Source organism: Bradyrhizobium diversitatis (assembly GCF_016031635.1).
Taxonomy (GTDB): domain Bacteria; phylum Pseudomonadota; class Alphaproteobacteria; order Rhizobiales; family Xanthobacteraceae; genus Bradyrhizobium; species Bradyrhizobium diversitatis.
Genome location: NZ_JACEGD010000074.1, coordinates 1 through 17653 on the forward strand (window position 1 = coordinate 1; position 17653 = coordinate 17653).

General features: G+C 66.2%; 13 protein-coding genes and 2 pseudogenes. 3 read left to right on the forward strand and 12 right to left on the reverse strand.

Annotated features, from left to right (window positions below):
• Positions 1-937 (reverse strand): DUF1522 domain-containing protein (locus tag H1B27_RS38670; RefSeq protein ID WP_197969641.1); only part of this gene is annotated, 937 nt, incomplete at its 3' end.
• 321 nt (positions 938-1258) lie between these two features.
• Here H1B27_RS38670 and flbT point away from each other — a divergent pair.
• Entirely contained in the window at positions 1259-1699 is a 441-nt protein-coding gene (flbT, locus tag H1B27_RS38675; protein WP_061883079.1) for a flagellar biosynthesis repressor FlbT, read from the forward strand.
• 87 nt (positions 1700-1786) lie between these two features.
• Here the strand turns inward: flbT and H1B27_RS38680 are convergent, their stop codons facing one another.
• From H1B27_RS38680 to H1B27_RS38720, 9 genes and pseudogenes are all read right to left on the reverse strand, one after another.
• The gene (locus tag H1B27_RS38680) at positions 1787-3286 is read right to left on the reverse strand and encodes a pyridoxal phosphate-dependent decarboxylase family protein (RefSeq protein WP_197969642.1); all 1500 of its coding nucleotides are present in this window, start codon (positions 3284-3286) and stop codon (positions 1787-1789) included.
• A pseudogene (locus H1B27_RS40660) lies at positions 3283-4325 on the reverse strand (ATP-grasp domain-containing protein). The gene H1B27_RS38680 and the pseudogene H1B27_RS40660 overlap by 4 nt, the downstream one beginning before the upstream one ends.
• Position 4326: 1 nt before the next feature.
• A complete protein-coding gene (locus H1B27_RS38690) occupies positions 4327-5961 on the reverse strand; it encodes a hypothetical protein (protein WP_197969649.1) in 1635 nt (544 codons plus the stop codon).
• 10 nt (positions 5962-5971) lie between these two features.
• Positions 5972-6757, reverse strand: a complete 786-nt coding sequence (locus H1B27_RS38695) for a hypothetical protein (protein ID WP_197969644.1) — start codon at positions 6755-6757, stop codon at positions 5972-5974.
• 71 nt (positions 6758-6828) lie between these two features.
• Entirely contained in the window at positions 6829-8712 is a 1884-nt protein-coding gene (locus H1B27_RS38700) for a flagellar protein (RefSeq protein WP_197969645.1), read from the reverse strand.
• Between the two features lie 21 nt (positions 8713-8733).
• Positions 8734-10617: a flagellar hook-associated protein FlgK gene (gene flgK / locus H1B27_RS38705; RefSeq protein ID WP_197969646.1), complete on the reverse strand. Its 1884-nt coding sequence runs from the start codon at positions 10615-10617 to the stop codon at positions 8734-8736.
• A 35-nt stretch (positions 10618-10652) separates the two neighbouring features.
• Positions 10653-12905 carry a flagellar hook-basal body complex protein gene (locus tag H1B27_RS38710; RefSeq protein WP_061883085.1) on the reverse strand — a complete coding sequence of 751 codons (2253 nt, stop codon included), beginning with the start codon at positions 12903-12905 and terminating at the stop codon, positions 10653-10655.
• Between the two features lie 290 nt (positions 12906-13195).
• Positions 13196-13708 (reverse strand): peptide-methionine (R)-S-oxide reductase MsrB, encoded by a 513-nt coding sequence (gene msrB, locus H1B27_RS38715; protein ID WP_061883086.1) that lies wholly within the window; start codon positions 13706-13708, stop codon positions 13196-13198.
• Between the two features lie 134 nt (positions 13709-13842).
• Positions 13843-15297 (reverse strand): NAD(P)/FAD-dependent oxidoreductase, encoded by a 1455-nt coding sequence (locus H1B27_RS38720; RefSeq protein WP_197969647.1) that lies wholly within the window; start codon positions 15295-15297, stop codon positions 13843-13845.
• A 93-nt stretch (positions 15298-15390) separates the two neighbouring features.
• Between H1B27_RS38720 and H1B27_RS38725 the strand changes: the two genes are divergently transcribed.
• Together H1B27_RS38725 and H1B27_RS38730 are read left to right on the forward strand one after the other, a co-directional pair.
• Positions 15391-15927, forward strand: a complete 537-nt coding sequence (locus H1B27_RS38725; RefSeq protein WP_197969648.1) for a SixA phosphatase family protein — start codon at positions 15391-15393, stop codon at positions 15925-15927.
• Between the two features lie 50 nt (positions 15928-15977).
• Positions 15978-16403: a universal stress protein gene (locus tag H1B27_RS38730; RefSeq protein ID WP_061883091.1), complete on the forward strand. Its 426-nt coding sequence runs from the start codon at positions 15978-15980 to the stop codon at positions 16401-16403.
• Between the two features lie 689 nt (positions 16404-17092).
• Here H1B27_RS38730 and H1B27_RS40665 read toward each other — a convergent pair.
• Both H1B27_RS40665 and H1B27_RS38735 read right to left on the reverse strand, forming a co-directional pair.
• Positions 17093-17317, reverse strand: a complete 225-nt coding sequence (locus H1B27_RS40665; protein ID WP_311977807.1) for a hypothetical protein — start codon at positions 17315-17317, stop codon at positions 17093-17095.
• Positions 17215-17653, reverse strand: a pseudogene (locus H1B27_RS38735) (hypothetical protein); the annotation flags it as partial. The pseudogene H1B27_RS38735 and the gene H1B27_RS40665, both read right to left, overlap by 103 nt.

A 17653-nucleotide genomic window follows, 5' to 3' on the forward strand; every position in this document is an offset into this window, starting at 1 on the left:
CGGCCTTGCCGGTCACGGACACGTCCGCACCCGCCGAGCTCTTCAGCGTCACGATGCCGGCGGCTATCGACGACGGCGTCGCACCGGAGGCGGCACCGATCGTCGCAGCACCGTTGGTGATCGTCGAGGTCTGCACGCCGCTGGCGAGGTCGATCGCCGTCAGCACGTCGTTGACGGTCGCAGCCGGGGTGGCGGCGGTGCCGAGATAGACGGTGGTGTTGCCGCTGCCGTCGGTCACGAGATTGCCGCTGACACCCGAGCCGGTCGGGACCGCGGCCGCCAAGGGAGCAGAGCCGGCGCGGAAGGTAATGGTCTTGCCGTTCACCGTCAGCGTGTCGCCGTCGGCGGGAGCCGTGCCGATCTTGGTGGCGGCGGTGGTGCCGATCAGGGTCATCGTGCCCGTCACGGCGGTGGTGCCGTCGGCGGCGTTCGCGGCAACCGTGTTCGAGAACGTGCCCTGGGTCGCACCGAGAGTGGTCGTGCCCGTCGCAGCGGTCGTGCCGCCGGGAGCGCCGCTGTACAGCACGCTGCTGAGCGCCGTGTTGCTGGCATACGAAGTCGTGCCGCGCAGATCCGCCGCAGTCGCGCCCGCGACCGTGGTCGAGACGTTGGACTTGGTGGAGTAGCCGACGGTGGTCTGCAGCGCCTGGTTGGCGATCGACTTGGCGCTGTCGATCAGCTTCTGCAGCGAGGTGATGCCGGTGTTGGCAGCCTGCAGCACCTGCACGCCGTTGGCGATGCCGTCGAGCAGGTTGTTGATGTCGCTGGCGCGGTTGTCGAGCGACTGGGCGGTGAAGAAGTTGGTGGGATTGTCCAGCGCCGAGTTGACGCTCTTGCCGGTCGACAGACGATTCTGCGTGGTGGCGAGGAGGTCAGCGGTGGACTGGAGGGAGAGCAGGTTCTGACGAACCGATGCGGAGAGGACGATACCGGACATGACTCTGTTACCTTTCTGGTAAACGACGCTACTGTTACGCGTCTGCTTGGATCGAGATTGACCCAGCGACCGGCGGACCGTGGCGCCGAGACTTCTAACGAAGCATGAAATGAAACCCGCGCTTTTGCCGGGTCGCGCGTGATTCGGGGCGCCGAAGCCGCGCACATCGCCACACCGCCGCACAGACATGACGTTGGGAAGATTGAGCTTTTTCTCGCGAATGCCGGAGATTTACAGCTCGTTAACTAATTCCGGGCGAGAATCGGGCCTTGATGAGCCGCAACGAACGCTCGGTTACGAAAGCGTTGATGGAGAACAGGCATGGCCCTCAAGGTCGAGCTCAGACCGCACGAACGCATCATCGTCGGTAACTGCGTGATTACCAACACGGACCAGCGCGCCCGCCTCCTGATCGACGGCGACAACGTGCCGATCCTGCGCGAGCGCGACATCCTCACGCCGGAGACCGCCAATACGCCTGCCAAGCTCGTCTATCTCGCGGTCCAGCTCATGTACATCTCACCGGATCCGCAGACCCAGCACGGCACCTATTTCAACCTGGTGCGCGACATCGTCACTGCGGTGCCGAGCTCCTGGCCGATCATCGAAGGCATCAACAACAACATCCTGAATGGCGACCTCTACCGGGCGCTGAAGGACGCCCGCAAGCTGATTGCCTATGAAGAGAAGCTGCGGGATCAGTACGCGGCAGCGCATCCCAAGGTCGAAGCGGACAAGGCCGACGTGAGTTCAGCCGCCTGACCACACGCTTTCGCTTCGCCCAAGCTGCGAACGACGACGGCCCCGGATCGCCTCCGGGGCCGTCGTCGTTTCAGGCGCGCATCGATGCTACTGCGCCGCGAGCGGCGGCGCCTCGACCTCGATCAGTCCGCCACGGCTCCGCCGTTCGCCGAACTCCAGCACGGCCGCGAGCAGCGCATCGACGTCCGCTTCCTCGGTGCGGTGATTGACGATCGCGGCGCGGATCGCGAGCCTGCCGTCCAGCGTCGTGCTCGACGGCGCCGCGATGCCGGACTCCTGGACGTCGGCGACGATCTCACGATTGACCGCATCATCGGCACGGTAGCGGAAGCAGACGATGTTAAGATTGACCGGCGCAAGCAATTCCAGCCGAGGTTCGGCCAACACGCGCGCCTCCAGATATTTCGCCAGCGCGCAGCTTCGCGTGACCACCGCGCCAAGCCGGTCGGTGCCGAACGTCTTCAGCGTGAACCACGTCTTCAGCGCACGGAAGCCACGCGACAGATCGGGGCCGAGATCGCAGGGCCAGACCGCGCCCGCCGCAAGCCCCCTCGCCTCGCGGCGCAGATAGGCCGCCGGCTGCGCAAAGGCCTGCCGATGCCGCTCGCCGTCGCGCACCAGCAGGAAACCGGCATCGTACGGCACCTGTCCCCATTTGTGGAAGTCGAGCGCGATCGAATCTGCGAGCTCGATGCCGCCGAGCAGCGGCGCAAGCTCGGGCGACAGGATGGCGAGCGCACCGAAAGCGCCGTCGACGTGAAACCAGATTCCTTCCTCGCGGCACAGCTCCGCGATCGCCCTGAGGTCGTCGATCGCGCCGATGTCGACCGTGCCGGCGGACGCGACCACCAGGAAAGGCTTGAAGCCGACCTCGCGATCAACAGCAATCTGCGCGCGCAGCGCGGCGACGTCGATGCGATGATCGGCATCGACATCGATCCTGCGCAGCGCATCGGTGCCGAGCCCGGCAATATCCATCGCCCTGGAGACGCAGCCATGCGCCGCCCGCGAGGTGTAGGCCGTGAGCAGCGCACCGTCATTGCCGATGCCGTGCTGCCGCGCCAGCGTGCCGAGCACACTCGTGCGCGCCACCAGCACCGCCATCAGATTGGCCATCGACGTACCCGTGACGAAGATGCCGCTCGCGCCGTCGGGGAAGGCGAACAGGCGGCGCATCCAGTCGACGATCTGGCGCTCGACCTCGATCGGCATGTGGTCGCGCCCGCCGAGATTGGCGTTGAGGCCTGCCGCAAGCATTTCCGCGAGCATGCCGACCGCGGTGCCGCCGCCATGCACCCAGCCCATGAAGCCGGGATGGACGTTGCCGGTCGCATAGGGGGCGACATGCTCGGCGAATTCGCGATAGACCTCGGCAAGATCGCTCGCCTCGCGCGGCAGGTCGGCCTTGAATGCCGTACGGACGTCTTCGGGGATCGGCTGCCAGACGGGCCGCGCCCGAACGTTGGCGATGCCGTCGATCGTCTCGTCCAGCATGCGATGGGCGAGCGTGCGAAACTCGCTCCAGTCCTGCGGATCGAGCGAGGTGTTCGTGACAGCGCTTTGCGTGTTGCGGATGATCTCGTTCATGCTGCGCTCCCCTCGCCCGTCCTTGCGTGCCGCGACAGCATCGCCGTGAACGCGGCAAAGATCTTGCGCATCTGCGGCGGCTTGTAAGGAAACACGGCTGGCGAATCCATGTTGTGCACGACGGCGGTGTTGTCGGCCTCGACATGTGGCAGGCGTAGGGTTTGCCGCCGATCATGGCGAGGCGATATTTGCGGTAGAGCCCGTCGGGGCTCACATAGTCGACGAAGCGTGCGACGAAGAAGTCCTGCTCCTTGCGTTCGGCGAGATAGGCCGCGAGCGCCGCCGCATCGCCGAGCTTCGCGAGGCCGACGCCGGCATGCGAGCCGCGCGGCCGCGCGATGATCGGAAAGTGCAATTCGCCCGCGATGTCCTCACAGGCGATCCGGTCCTGGGCGAGATCGGACAATTGCGCGCGCGTCGCGTGGATGGTCGCGGGAATGTCCAGACCCGGCACACCAGCCAGCAGCCGATACAGCTTGTCGCGATCGAGATTGCCGATGCGATCAGGCGGATTGAGCAACGGCCGCGGCCAGTGCGGCGCGGCCTTTTCAATCAGCGCGAGCGCCTCGCGGCATTCCTCGGAATCGGACGCGATCACGATGGCGACGTCGTGCTCGGGCAAGGTTTCCGGCAGACCGACGCCCTTGACCACATAGAGTGTCAGCAGCTCGATGTCGGAGCCTTCGAGCAGGAAATCGATCGGCGTGTTGCCGCCCATGTCGATGTCGGCCGCAAGCGCGAGCACGTGCAAGCCGGGCTGCGGAGCCGCACTGGGCGTCCGGAAGAGTTGATGAAAGGTCAGCACTTCAGACTGGATCGCAAGCCCCTGATCCTTGTCGCCCAGAAGCTGGGTGATCAAGGAGAGATCCAGCCCTTCGCCCGCCAACGCGATCCCCGCCGCGATCCGCGCCACGAGCTGGTCGCGCAACGGATGCAGATCGACGCCTTCGAAGGCCTGGCGGGTCAGCTGCGCAAAGCCGATGCGGTCGGCATAGTTCGGCGCGGTCAAGCCGATCGGCGCAGAAACTGAATGCTGCATTTCACACCTCGAATGCGGACTTGGCCGGCACGGTCGCGGCTGCACCACGGTCGAGCAGCAGCTCGATCTTCACCAGGACATGGGCGATGCGGTCGAGAACGTGCTGCACATTGCGTCGCGCCTTCACCATGTCCGGCGACCAGGCTTCGGTCACGAGCCGTGCGCCGACGCAGAGGCGAAGCACGGCCTGCGGCGTCTCATCCTCCCGCTCCAGCCGGACCGGCTGGCCGACCAGGCAACGCTGCGCGGCGATCTCTCGGTCCGCCGTGCTGCCGCTCATCTCTTCGCTCATGTCACGCGCCAGCGCACGGTGAACGGCCCAGGTCTCGGCGATCGAGACCGGCTTGCCGTCGCGCAGCAGCGTGAACGGAAAGATCGTGGCTTGCGCGAATTCCTCGTCGTCGGCGTCGGCCGTGTCGATCGCGGTTGGAGTTGGAACAGAGCGAAGCGACGGCGACAGCGCGATCATGCTGTCGATGCCGGCGGCCAGCTCGGCGAGCATCTCGGCGCGGGACACCGCGGGCACGGCGTAATAGTTGCCGATCTCGGCCAGCGCCGCCTCCCAGCGCAGCCATTGACCGAAATTCGGGCGGCGCTCGAACCGCGAACGCAGCGCCGTCCAGGCCACCGGCCAGTCGCAACGGCCGGCGTAGTCGAAGATTCCAGGCGCGATCCCCTCACCCCGGTCGAGCGAGCGCGAAAGGCCCTTCGGCACCAGCAGCGCACCGCTGAAGGCAGGCCCGCCGAAGAATTTCGAGCCGGTGATCAGCACCATATAGCCGCGGTCGAGATAGGAGCGCAGCCGGCGGCGGCCGAGCCGGGCCTGGCAGGCATCGACGACGATTTGAACCTGGCGCGGCCAGCGCCGCGCGATCTCGTCGAGGCAGGCCGCGCTCGGCGCACGCCATCCGAGCTTCGAGGAATCCATGATCTGGAGCAGCACGGGCGCGCCTTGCGCAATCGCAGCCTCGACCGCATGCAGCACCGCGGCATCGGCGTCCGCGCGCGTCGCGATCCCCGGTGCGGCCTCGCGCAGTGGCAACGCAAGGCTGGCGCCGGCGAGCCCGGCAACCGCTCCGTCCTTGCGAACCGCAACGCCGCTCGACGTCATGGAGCTGAAATGGTGTCCGCGGGCAGTATGGATCGTCCCGCTTCCGGTCTGGTCGGCGCCGACCACGATCGTCACCGGCCGCGCGCCGAGGATTGTCCGCGCCAGGAGCAGGGCATGGAGCTGGGAGTCCGTGCCGGACGGCGAGAACACCACGTCGACACGCGGCGAGAGCTGGAGATGGCGGCGCAGCTCGTCGCGCATGTCCTCGCAACGCGCGTCGAAAGCGACCTCGACCTCGTCGAACAGGCACTTGTGCATCAGCTCTTCACGCGCCTGCGCGGCACGGTCATAGGCGCCTTGCGAGATCGTCGATGCGGTCGAGGAGGCGAAATTCCAGATCTCCGGCTCCGGCGAAGCCGCGCATCCATAGGCGTTGACGCGATCCTCGGGATCGAGCGCGAGCCGCGGATCTCCGCCGGAGACGAGCAGCGTGTCGAGCGGCGTGAATAGATCGCGCAGGCGATAGCGCGAGCCGCCGTCGGACGCGTGTTCCGGTTCTGACGAACGGCATGCGCCGCCGCTCATCCCGGCAGCCTCACGCTGCGGCATCGGCCGCCGCCGCGGGCGCCGGCGCGAATTGCGAGGCGATGTCGCCGCGGAACACCGACGGCCCGACGTGGTCGAGCGAGCTCTGGATGTCGGCCCAGATCTCGCCGCCGATATCGGTCCAGCGCTTGCAGAAGGCGAAATCCTCGGAAAGATACGTGCCGGTCGCCGGATCGATCATGCATTCGAACAGCGCGAACCGATTCTGGCTCGCCGTCAGCGTATCGTGCGAATGTTCGCGGAAGAATTGCAGGTTCGCATAGGCCGGGTGGCGACACATCGCCTCCAGCACGTGGCGCCGGATCATCAGGAAGCCGGTGCCGGCGTAGCGCACGCGGGTGAAGCCGTTGACCACGACGATGCGGTCGGGATCCTCGATCTCGAGCACGTAGTCGAGCGATGCGGCCGGCACGTCGGCCCGGCCCGACTGGATTGCCCGCGCGGCCTTGTCCCAGTTGACCCGCTTGACCGGATAGCAGCCGGCGACGACGTCCGCGCCGCATTCGATCAGCCGGAACACCTGCTCCGGCTTGAACCCGATATCGGCATCGATGAACAGGAAATGCGTCGCCTTGGGATCGTCCAGGAACATCGCGGCCAAATTGGCCCGCGCGCGGGTGATCAGCGCGTCGCCGTCGCGCAGGTGCACCTTGAGCTCGAGATTGGACATGCCGTGCACGGCGCGTTGCAGCGCGAAGATCGAGCTCGCATAGATGCTCGACACCTGCCCGCCGAAGCACGGCGTTGCTACCACCAGCTGCATCCTGTCCGACATCGACCGCCCCGCCCCGCTCCAATCCTCACCAAGAGGTAAACAGGCATGGTTAACGGCGCCTTAACGCCCCCTTACAGGAACTTGACGAGCGACAGCTGCGCGAGGTTTGAGGTCACCTGGTAGGACGCCTGGAGCGCGTTCTGGAGCGCCAGGATCTCGCTCGCAACCTGGTCGGGCGAAGCCGATTCCGCCTGGTCGATGATGCCCTGGAGCTGGGCCTTGGCCTGGGTCTGGCGCGTGGTCGCGTCCTTCATCGTGTTCTGGGCCATCGCGATATCGGTCTGGATGTCCTCGATGCGCTGCTGGCCGGGCTGCTGCGTCAGCGCCTGTGTCACCCGCAGGCTCAGCGCCGACACCTGCCCGCCCGAGTACTGGCCGGTCGGCGAAGTCGAGAAGGTCCCGAACACCGCGATGGCCTGCAACTGCCGGCGAATCGCGTCCTCGTTCGCCTGGGCGCCATATTGCACCGTGACGGCATCGTCGACCCGGGCCGTCGCCGTGGAGCGCGCCGACCCCGGCCCGTCATTGCCCAGGTACCACTTCACGGTGGTGGCCGAGCCGTTCACCAGCGTCGTCGCCGAACTCGCGGGCGAGGAGCCGACGCGCAGCGGCGGTTGCGTGGCGGTCACGGGCGTCGCGCCGAAGCCGAGCGAACCCAGCGCCCCCGTATTCGAGCTCGTGATGTTGAGGCTTGCCGCATCGTCGGTGTTGATCGTGATCGAACCGCCATGAACCGTCGAGGGCTTCGACGTCCCCGTGATCTGGTCGATCTTGCTCAGCAAGGTCTGGATGCTGTCGGTGACGTTGAGCTGGTCGCCGGTCGCGCCCGAGCTGACGAAGGTCAGCGTGGTGCCGTTGACGGTGATGGTGTCGCCGGCGACGAAGCCCGGCGAGATCGAGTCCGAGGGGCTCGCGCCTGACAGCGCCGTCGCGCCGGTGACGGGGGCCGGCGGCGCCGCCTGGTTGTTGACCGGCGTGCCGATCGCGGAGCTCGCGGTGTTGAAGAAGTTGTCGCCGGCGACGACCGCGGATGCCGCCACCAGCGAAGTGTTGGCGAGCTTGGTGATCGCGGTGTTCAGCGCGGTGTTGAGGTTGGCCGCGGTGTTGTTCGGATTGACGGGGGTGCTCGCATCGATGGCGAAGCTGCCGAGCGGCGTCGGCGTCGCCGTCGAGGCGGTCAGGTCGATCTGCTCGGTGGTGCCGTCCGGCAGCGTGAACTGAATGCTGAGCTTGTCGCCGTTGTTCGGGTTGACGCCGTTGAGATCGACCGAGAACGACACCGGCGAGCCGCTCGGGCCGGTGACGGTCGCGCCTGTGAGCGTCGAGGACACCGCCTTGATCTTGAGCCCGAACGGCGACCCGGCAACGTCCTCCGATACCTGCACGGAGCTCGGCGTCGGCTGCGTCTGCACCAGCCGCCCCATGCCGCTGGCGCCGAGATCGGCGGCCTGGCGCTCCGCCATGACGGTCTTGAAGCCGGCCTGCGTCGTGGTGCCGTTGATGATGTCGCCGGCATCCGCAACCGACTGCGTGTTGACGGCCGTCCCGGAGAACAGATAGCGGCTGCCCGTCTGCGTGTTGAGGACGCCGACCATCGAGCCGAATTGCGCCGCGGCAGTGTTCTGCGCGATCGTCTGGCCGTTGACGTTGAGGTCCTGCGCGGTGTTGGCCGAGCCCGTCTGCACCGTGTTGCGGATCTTCGTCAGCGACTGCAGCGCGGTATTGGCGAGGTTGATGCTGACGTTGACGTTGGTGATCGTGTCGGTATAGCCGGCGATGTTGGAGAGCTGCGCGCGCCCGGCGATCGCAAAGCCCTCGTTGGTGCCCATGCCGGAATAGTTCTGCGACAGCTTGCCGGTCGAAAGCTGGGTCGACAGGTCGGTGAGCTGCTGATTGATGTTGCGGATCTGTGCGCCGAGAATCGACGAAGAATAGTTGATGCTGCTGATCGACATCTTTCAGAGCCCTGTTACTTGTTACACTTGAGCCTGGAGCAACGTGTTCATCATGCTCTGCACCACCGACATGACGTGGGCGTTGGCGGCATAGGCATTCTGAAGCTGAATCAGGTTCGACATCTCCGAGTCCAGGTTGACGCTGGAGGTCGAGTCGAACTTGGCCTGGAGCGTCGAGACCACGACGCTCTGGCCCTGCTGGAGCTGGGTCGCCTGGGTGGCGGCGTTGGCCTGGACGCTCAGGAACTGCTGGAGGTAGTTCGAGACGCTGCCGGTGAAGGGCTGGTTCGCCGAGCCGAGGCCGGTCTGCGGCGAATAGGAGAACACCGCATTGGTGAGCTGCGAATAGAGATAATCCGAGCGTGTCGTGTCGCCCGCGGGCGTCACCGGCGAGGTGTTGTAGACCGACAGCCGGCTCGGATCGGAAACCAGCTGCGTGTTCACGGCGATGCGCCCGGCAAAGCCGGTCATCTGCGAGCCGGACGCCGTGATCGCGCCCGTGTAGAGCGCCTGGCCGCCGTCGGTGAACAGCGGCAGCTGCGGATTGCCCGAGGTGAGCGACGTGATCGTCTTCGTGGTCGACGCCGCGCTCACCTTGGCAAGGCCGGTGTTGTCGTCGGTCACCCGCAGCGTCGTGGCGGTCGCCGGCGCAGGGGCGGCGGAGAACGACAGATGCGTGCCCGACAGCGCGGTGTTGAGCGCGGAGGCGATCGCTCCCATGCCGCCGGAGAAGTTGACGCCGATCCGCATCGGATTGGCGTTCGTTGCGTTCTGAAGCGGCAGCGCGGCCGGATCGGTCACGTTGACGAGCGTGATCTGACGCTGGGTGTTGGTGGCCGTGTCCGTGTAGGTGATGTTGACGGTGTTGCCCGGCGCCGCGCCGGCAAGGTCGAGATCGAACCCGGCCGGCGGGCCGGTGACCGTGCTTCCGGCCGTGGTCTTGTCGGACAGCGCGCTCGCCATCGTGGCCGCGAGCTGGTCGATCTGGTCCTGCGCCTGCACCAGGGTCTGGTCGCGCAGCTTCAGGTCGGCCGCGATCTGGCCGGACGACACCACGTTGTTGGCGACGACGTCAACCTGCGAGCCGTTCGGCAGCTTGATGTTGAACGCACCGACGCCGGACTTGGCCGGGTCGATGTTGTAAAGCGAGGTCGCCGACAGCGCACCGGCGGAGGCAAAGGAGAATTCCGAGGCCAGCCCGGCGCCGACGAGCTGAATACCGGTCGTGGTGTAGATGTTGGTCTGGTTCGAACCGTCGGTGGTGACGCGGACGTCGACATATTTCGACAGCGTGTTGATGGCCTGGTCACGCTGGTCCATCAGCGTGGCGGCCGAGGGATCGTTGACCGACAGGCCCTGGAGCCTGGTGTTGATGTCGGCGATCTGCTGCATCGCCGCGTTGGCGGCTCGCGCCGAGTTGCCGAGATCCTGCTCGACGTTGGAGCGCAGCGACTGGATGCCGTTGGTGGTGATGTTGAGCTGCTGCGCCAGCGCCTGCGCTGCGCCGAGCGCGACGGTCTGCGCCGACGACGCCCCCGAACTGGTCGAGAGCGCCTGAAGCGCCGTGGTGAACTTGTTCAGCGCGGCTTCGAGCGTGCCGCTGTTGCCGGGCGTGCCATAGACATTCTGAAGCTGCTTCAGGATGTTGGCCATCTGGTCGGCGTAACCGCTGCCGCCGGTCTCGGTCCGCAGCTGGTTCAGCACGTAGCTGTCGAGCGCGCGGGTAACGCCGGTGGTCATCACCGTCGAGCCGAAGTCGCCGGTGGTGACCTCGATCTGGTTCGGCGTCTGGACGACGTAACCCGGCGTCTGCGAATTCGCGACGTTCGATGAGACGATCGAGAGCGCGGCCTGATTGGCACGCAGGCCGCTCATCGCGCTGGCGAGGGCTGAACTCAAACCCATGTCACTGACCCGCCTTTGGTTACGTTACGCGCCGATCAGCGCAACACGTTCAAGAGATCCTGCACCATCGAATTCGCGGTCGTGATCACCTTGGTGTTGGCCGAATAGGCCTGCTGGGTCACGATCAGCTTGGTGAATTCATCGGCGATGTCGGTGTTGGACCCCTCCAGCGACGAGCCGCTGATGGTGCCCGAGGCGCCGTCGATGGCGTCTCCCGACTGTTCAGTTGCGGCATAGGCGCCGCCATCGAGTGCCTTCAGATAGTTGGTGCCGTTGAAATGCGACAGCTGCACCTGGGCGAGGTTGAGGTTCTGGCCGTTCGAGAAGGTGCCGACCACGACGCCATTGTTGTTGACGGCAACCGAGCGGAGCTGACCGGCGGCATAGCCGTTCTGCGTGATGGTGTTGATGGTCACCGCGCCGCTCGTGCTGGCATATTGCGTCAGGCCGCCCGAGGAGATGTTGAAGGCGACCGAGCCGAGCGACTGGCCGCTGACGGTGACGTTGTTGATGGTGATGCCCGAGCCGCTCGGCGAGGTCAGCGAGCCGTCGGCGGCAAAAGTGAAGGTCTGACCGGTGTTGACCCAGCCGACGGTCGTGCCGGTTGCGTTCGGGTCGGTCTGGTAGAACAGGTTCCAGCTATCCGAATGGCCCGCGCCCAGCGAGGCACTGTCGGTCTTGGCCCAGCGCAATTGCAGGTTCACCGGCGTGCCGGCGGCGTTGTAGGCGGTCACCGCGCCGCCGCTGATCGTTTCCTTGGTGAACGTGGCGATGTCGTTGCCGATCACGCCCCCGGTGCCGGCGGTGCCGCCGCCGTCGCGATTCTTGGTGATCGTCGAGGTGAAGCCGAGCGCCGAGAAGGCAGCGCTGTTGGAACTCGACACCGAGAGGTTGGAGACGGTGCCGGTGTTCAGCGTGATCACGCCACCGCTGCTGACCGACGACCCCGAGGCCCCGGAGAGCGCGTCGATCTTGCCGAGCAGGGTGGTGACGTTGTCGGTGACGTTGATCTGGTTCGGTCCCGCGGCGCCCGAGTTCATGAATGTCAGCGTCTGACCGTTGACCGTGATGGTGTCGCCGGCAGAGAAGCCGGATGTGAGCACCTGTGCGCCGCCTGCGGTCGCAGTGCCGCTCAGCACGGTCGCGCCCGAGATCGCGGGCGAGGACAGCACGTTGCCGCCGCGCGTCACGCTGCTGATGCCGAGCGCGGTGGCGGCCGTGCCGCTGCCGATCGCGACGTCAGTGCCGGTGCCGGTCGCGATCTGGATATTGCCGCTGACCGAGAGCGAAGCGGTGACGCCGGCGCCGCCGGCCGTCTGGATCGCGTTCAGGATGTCGGCCACCGTCGCCGTCGTGCCCGCACCGAGACCGATCGTGGTGTTGCTGCCGACGGTCGAGACCGTGGTGCCGCCGTTGAAGGTGATGGTGTTGCCGTTGATGGTCAGCGTCTGGCCGCTCAACGCGGTCAGAATGCTGGAGGCGAGATGCGTGCCGGCGGCGTTGTCGAGGGAGGTGGTCGTCGAGGCGACCGCCGATGAATTGTTCTGGAGCGCAACCGTGCCCGTGGCCGTCGTTGACGAATAGGCCGAGCGGACGTTGCCGGTCGCAGCCGCGCCCGAGACCGTCGCGTTGGCATAGGGCGCGGGCGGCGTGCCGACGGGCAGCGGATTCGCTGCGAAGTCGGACGGGTTCAGCCCGCCGGCCGCCAACAGCGTGCCGGTCGACGCCGTGGTTTTCGCCACCGTGTTCGGCTGCGTCGGAAGGTTCGCCGCGTACTGGATCGAGGTGGTCGCCTGCGCCGGAATGAAGTTGTTCTGGAATTGCAGGACGTTCGCCACGCTGCCGGTCGGGTTGCCGGTCTTCGGGTCGACCGTGACGCCCATCAGGTAATAACCGGCGCCGTTGACCAGGTTGCCGTTGGCATTGAGCTGGAAGTCGCCACGCCGCGTGTAGTAGGTGACCCCCGTGAACACCGGTACGTTGTCGACGACGCCGCTGGCCTTCTGGATCGAGAAGAAACCGTCGCCGGTGATCGCCATGTTGGTGGCGACGGTGGAGGACGAGATCGTGCCCTGCGTGGTGATGGTGGCCTTCGCGTTGGCTTGCACGCCACCTGCGACCTGCTTGCTCGGGACCGATGAGTCGGGGATGAGGTCGACGAAGCTGGTGCCGATGCCCTTGTAACCGGTGGTGGACGAGTTCGCGATGTTGCCGGAAATGTTCTGCAGCGCGAACGATTGCGCCTGCAGGCCACCCACCGAGGTGTTCATTGCATCGAAGATACCCATAACTTTGTCTCCAAATCCGATTCCGGCGGCCGGTCGACCATGGCCGCAGTCGGGAGAGACGTCGCAAGGCCTATGCCAATGCGGGGATCTTCAGGAAATCAATGGCTTACACAAAAAGGCCCCGGTCGGACGACCGGGGCACAATTGCCGGGCCGGCAACAATTGCCGGGGCCTTCGGTCATTCCGGGGCGGTCCGCGGGACCGAACTATGGTGCGCAATTTGCGCACCTGAGAATCTCGAGATTCCGGGTCTGGTCCTTCGGACCATCCCGGAATGACGGCTTGATTGCCTACGTCGCCGACGCCGCCGCGGGATGGAAGACCAGCCCGAAACCGTCGATGCAATAGCGCAATCCGGTCGGCTTCGGACCGTCGTCGAAGACGTGGCCGAGGTGGCCGCCGCAGCGGCGGCAATGCACCTCGGTGCGGACCATGCCGTAGGTGCGGTCCTCGGTCTTGCCGACATTGCCTTCGATCGGCGCATAGAAGCTCGGCCATCCCGTGCCGCTCTCGAACTTGGTCTCGGACGCAAACAGCGGCAGGTCGCAGCCGGCGCAGGCGAAAATGCCCTTGCGGTGCTCCTTCAGCAGCGGGCTGGAGCCGGGCCGCTCGGTGCCGTGATTGCGCAGGATCTCATATTGCTGCGGCGTGAGCTGGGCACGCCATTCGGCCTCCGTCTTCACGATCTCGAACTTTTCCGCGGCCTTCTCGCCGGCCTCGGCGGGGGATGCTCTCAGCCAGCGGAAGGCCGAAAGGCCAAACAGGCCGGCGACAGTCGTCAACAGGATGCGGCGGTCAACCATCTCATTCTCCGTGCGCGGGGAGTCCACGCCCTGAGATACGGGCTCTAACGGCCGACGTTACACTTCCGGGCGGGATTTTTCTCGGGTTTATCGCGAGATGCCGGCTTCGTGAGGGGCCGGTTCCGTGCCCTGTTCTATGTTGCCTGTTCTGTGTCCTGCGCTGTGTCTTGGGTCGCTGGTTTCGGCCGCGGGGCCGGCCGCGGCCGAACGCCGGACGCGGACGGCGGACGGCGCGGGCCGGTGCCGGCGGCCCGGTTGGCCTTGGCGAGGCGGGCCTCGCGTTCCCCGTCCTTGACCCTGGCACGTTCGCGATAGCGGGCGAGCGAGCCTGCCGCGGCGGAACTCGCCCTGTTCCAGATCCCGACCAGCTGGCCGGCGACGCGCCCCGTGGCGCCGCCCGCCCAGACCAGCTCGAACGGCGAGAACAGCCGCCAGCGCTCATCGCCCCGCAGAATGCTGCGCGCAATCATCTGTCCGGCCATGGCGGAGGTGTTCATGCCCTGGCGGCCGAACCCGCTCGTCACCCAGAGGCCTTTGCGCAACTGGCCGATCTGCGGCATGCCGTGCACGGTCTGGCCGGTGGCGCCGCCGAACATGTCGGCGATTTCGACGTTGCCGAGTTCGGGAAAAATCGTGCGTATCCGCCGCCTGACGGCGCCCGCGAAGCGCTGCGGACGCGCCGCCCAGGTGGTCTCCGGGCTCTCCCACATCAGCCGGTCGCCATCGACGATCCGGAAATGGTCGACGCCGTCGGAATCCATCACCGATCCCTTGAAGGCGATGATCTCATGAAGGCGCTCGCCGAGCGGCGCGGTGACACCGGCGTAGCGCCAGACCGGCAGCAGCGTCTCCGAAAGGCGCTTCAGGGGCGCGCCGAGATGAATGTTGCCGGCGAGCACGATGTGGGTTGCGCGCAGCCGCGCCGAGGGTGTGACGATGCGCTTGCGGATGCCGGAATGATCGATGCTGACGACCGGCGTGTCCTCGAAGATGCGGGCGCCTGCCCGCCGCGCCAGCGCCGCGAGGCCGTGCACATATTTCCGTCCGTCGACCTGGAACGCCCTGGGATAATACACGCCGTGGAAGTAGCGGTCGGTCGTGAGCAGCCCGCGGACGTGATCGGCCTGCCAGCCCTCAACCTCGGTATCGAAATCCTCGTTCAGCATCTGCAACCGGCTGATCAGCCGGTCGCCGGCATCGACGTTGGAGACCTCCAGCACGCCGTCGCTGAGGCCGATTCCCGGCATGTTCTCTTCCGTGGCGTTGGCCCGGACGAACTCGGCGCCTTCCTTCGACAGGGCCCACAACTCGCGCGCGTCCTCGAAGCCGATGCGCTCGATCAGGTCCGCAAGCGGCAGCGCGAAGCCTGGCGTCACGGTGCCGAGCTGGTTGCCGGAGGCGTTCCAACCGATATGACGGCCCTCGAGCACCGCGACGCTGGCCCCGAGCCGGGCCGCCTCCAGCGCGATGGAGAGGCCGGCAAGCCCCGCGCCGATGACGCAGATGTCGGCGTCGAGATCGAACGTCAGCCGCACGCGGTCGCGCAAGCCGGCTTCTTCCTGGGACACGCTTGTGAAAGTCTCGCTCATGTCGTTTTCTTAAAGGACCGATCAGGCGCTTGTCACCTTATCCCCAACCCGCGCCCGTAGATTATCCTGGACACACAACGATTCGAGAATGCCATGCGCCGTTTGATGCTGCTGCGTCACGCCAAGACCGAGACCGACGCGCCAAGCGGCCGTGACCAGGACCGCCGGCTCGACGAGCGCGGCCACAAGGATGCTGCGCGGATGGGCGACTGGATCGCCGCCCATCCCCCCTTCCCCGATACCGTGCTGGTGTCACATGCCGTGCGGGCCCGGCAGACCTGGGACATCGCTTGGGACGCGATGAAGGACCGCGTCCCCGTGCCGCAGGTCGAGGTCCTGCCGGAACTCTACGGCGCCGATTCCGCGGAGATCCTGGAAGCCATTCGCACCGCAACCGCCCCGGCCGACCCAAAGCAGTTGCTGCTGATCGGCCACAACCCCGGCATGCACGAGGTCGCCCTGATGCTGATAGGCGGCGGCGATCCTGATGGCGCCAAGGCGCTCGGCCACAACCTGCCCACCGCGGGGCTTGCGATCTTCGACTTTGACGTCAAGGATTGGGGTGACGTGGCCTACCGCCGCGGCAAGCTGGTGCTGTTCGTCAGCCCCAAGCTGCTTCGATCGGAGTGATCGCGCGACTTGCCGGCAAGACGTGCTGACCGAAAGATTTGGAGGCGCAGATGTTCAAGTCCATCCTCGTGCCCATCGACCTCGCCGACACCGATCTCGCCAAGCCGGCGATCGCGACCGCGGCGACGTTGTCGCAGACCTGGAGCGGCACGGTGCGCCTGCTCAACGTGCTGCCGATGACGCCGGTGATGCTGGCCGAATACGTCCCGGCCGATTTCGACGAGCAGCAGCGCCAGACTTCGGAGGAGGCCCTCGCCATCGTCGCACGCGAATCCGGCATCGAGCCGAGCCGCATCTCCAGCGTCGTGCGCCAGGGCGGCATCTATCACGAAATCCTCGAGGAAGCCGCGAATATGAAGGCCGACCTGATCGTGATGACCTCGCACCGGCCGGCGATGCGCACCTATTTCCTCGGCTCCAACGCCGGCCACGTCGTGCGCTATGCCAAATGCTCGGTGCTGGTGGTGAGGCACTGAGGTTCGTCATAGCCGGTATCGTAGGGTGGGTTAGCCGCGCGGACTGCGCGAAGCGCTGGCCGCTCGGCGTAACCCACCGCTTTAATCTGCTCGGGAATAGAAGTGGTGGGTTACGCCTGCGGCTAACCCACCCTACGCAGCTATTACTTGCGTTGCCCGTCGGGCAAAACACCCAAGGCGCAGGTCAACGCGCGCGGCGGAAAATATTCTACTTTACCGAAATTCGGAAATCGCGTATGTGTCGCGGCAACCCGGCCCGAGGAAGAGGGGCGTATCGCGATCGTCACGAACGCGGGTCGGGCGGCGGTGGACGCTGATTGCATCGGCGCGAAGGGTTTTGCAGGGCGGGCAACTGTGAGCAAAGACCTCGCGCACACGACCGGTGTGATCGGCGTACGGCAAAATCGTGTGGTCCTGGCGCCCGGGGTCTGTGCGCCAAGTCTTGCGGTGATGTAGCGGCCCGACCGGGTCCGCGCATCAGCCATCCGCAAGGCGACGGGGGCAATAGTGCATCGCTCCCCGGGGAGCAACTGTGCTGAAGTAGACCGCCGATCGGCCGGCCTCAAGGCTGGCGCTGGACGCGCCACCGCCTTTGGCGGCTGACGGCCTTGACCCCGTCCGCTCGCCGGTCTGTCGGCTTGGCATGCGCTCGGTCGAGGACCGAGCGCGGTAGGGCGCGCTCGATCAGCTCACCGCAACGCGTAGCGGCTCGGATCCCATTTCTCGCCGCGGGCGATCATCGTATTGAGGATGACGATCAGCTTGCGCATGCAGGCAATGAGCGCAACTTTCGGCTCCTTGCCCTTGGCAATCAGCCGTTGATAGAACGCCCTGAGCACCGGGTTGTTCTGGGTGGCTGCGCCGAGACAGGGCATGTAGAGGGCGTTGCGTACCCAGCGGCGGCCGCCCTTGATATGGCGCTCGCCACGTCGCTTGCCACTGTCGTCATCATAGGCGCAGCGCCCAACAACGCGGCGGCGATCTCCTCGCGGACCGTCCCGAGTTCCGGGAGCCCCGCAATGAGGACCGCAGAGGCCGTTTCGGCGAGGCCCGGCACGCTCTCGATGATCTCGGCGCGCGCGGCAAATGCCGGTGTGGCCTTGACCGTGACAACGATTGCATCCTCGAGCTTGGCAATCTCAGCATCCAGGCCCTTCAAGACGCGGGCGTGGGCTTTCTGCACCGCTCCCGGCACGGCGTGCTCGTTCTGGCTCTGCAAGCGGGTCTTCAGATCGATCACGGCTTTGCGT

What these genes read in the sequence shown, in the direction of transcription:
- flbT (WP_061883079.1), top strand. Translation starts at nt 1,259, where the DNA reads ATGGCCCTCAAGGTCGAGCTCAGACCGCACGAACGCATCATCGTCGGT.
- H1B27_RS38680 (WP_197969642.1), bottom strand. Translation starts at nt 3,286, where the DNA reads ATGAACGAGATCATCCGCAACACGCAAAGCGCTGTCACGAACACCTCG.
- H1B27_RS38690 (WP_197969649.1), bottom strand. Translation starts at nt 5,961, where the DNA reads ATGAGCGGCGGCGCATGCCGTTCGTCAGAACCGGAACACGCGTCCGAC.
- H1B27_RS38695 (WP_197969644.1), bottom strand. Translation starts at nt 6,757, where the DNA reads ATGTCGGACAGGATGCAGCTGGTGGTAGCAACGCCGTGCTTCGGCGGG.
- H1B27_RS38700 (WP_197969645.1), bottom strand. Translation starts at nt 8,712, where the DNA reads ATGTCGATCAGCAGCATCAACTATTCTTCGTCGATTCTCGGCGCACAG.
- flgK (WP_197969646.1), bottom strand. Translation starts at nt 10,617, where the DNA reads ATGGGTTTGAGTTCAGCCCTCGCCAGCGCGATGAGCGGCCTGCGTGCC.
- H1B27_RS38710 (WP_061883085.1), bottom strand. Translation starts at nt 12,905, where the DNA reads ATGGGTATCTTCGATGCAATGAACACCTCGGTGGGTGGCCTGCAGGCG.
- msrB (WP_061883086.1), bottom strand. Translation starts at nt 13,708, where the DNA reads ATGGTTGACCGCCGCATCCTGTTGACGACTGTCGCCGGCCTGTTTGGC.
- H1B27_RS38720 (WP_197969647.1), bottom strand. Translation starts at nt 15,297, where the DNA reads ATGAGCGAGACTTTCACAAGCGTGTCCCAGGAAGAAGCCGGCTTGCGC.
- H1B27_RS38725 (WP_197969648.1), top strand. Translation starts at nt 15,391, where the DNA reads ATGCGCCGTTTGATGCTGCTGCGTCACGCCAAGACCGAGACCGACGCG.
- H1B27_RS38730 (WP_061883091.1), top strand. Translation starts at nt 15,978, where the DNA reads ATGTTCAAGTCCATCCTCGTGCCCATCGACCTCGCCGACACCGATCTC.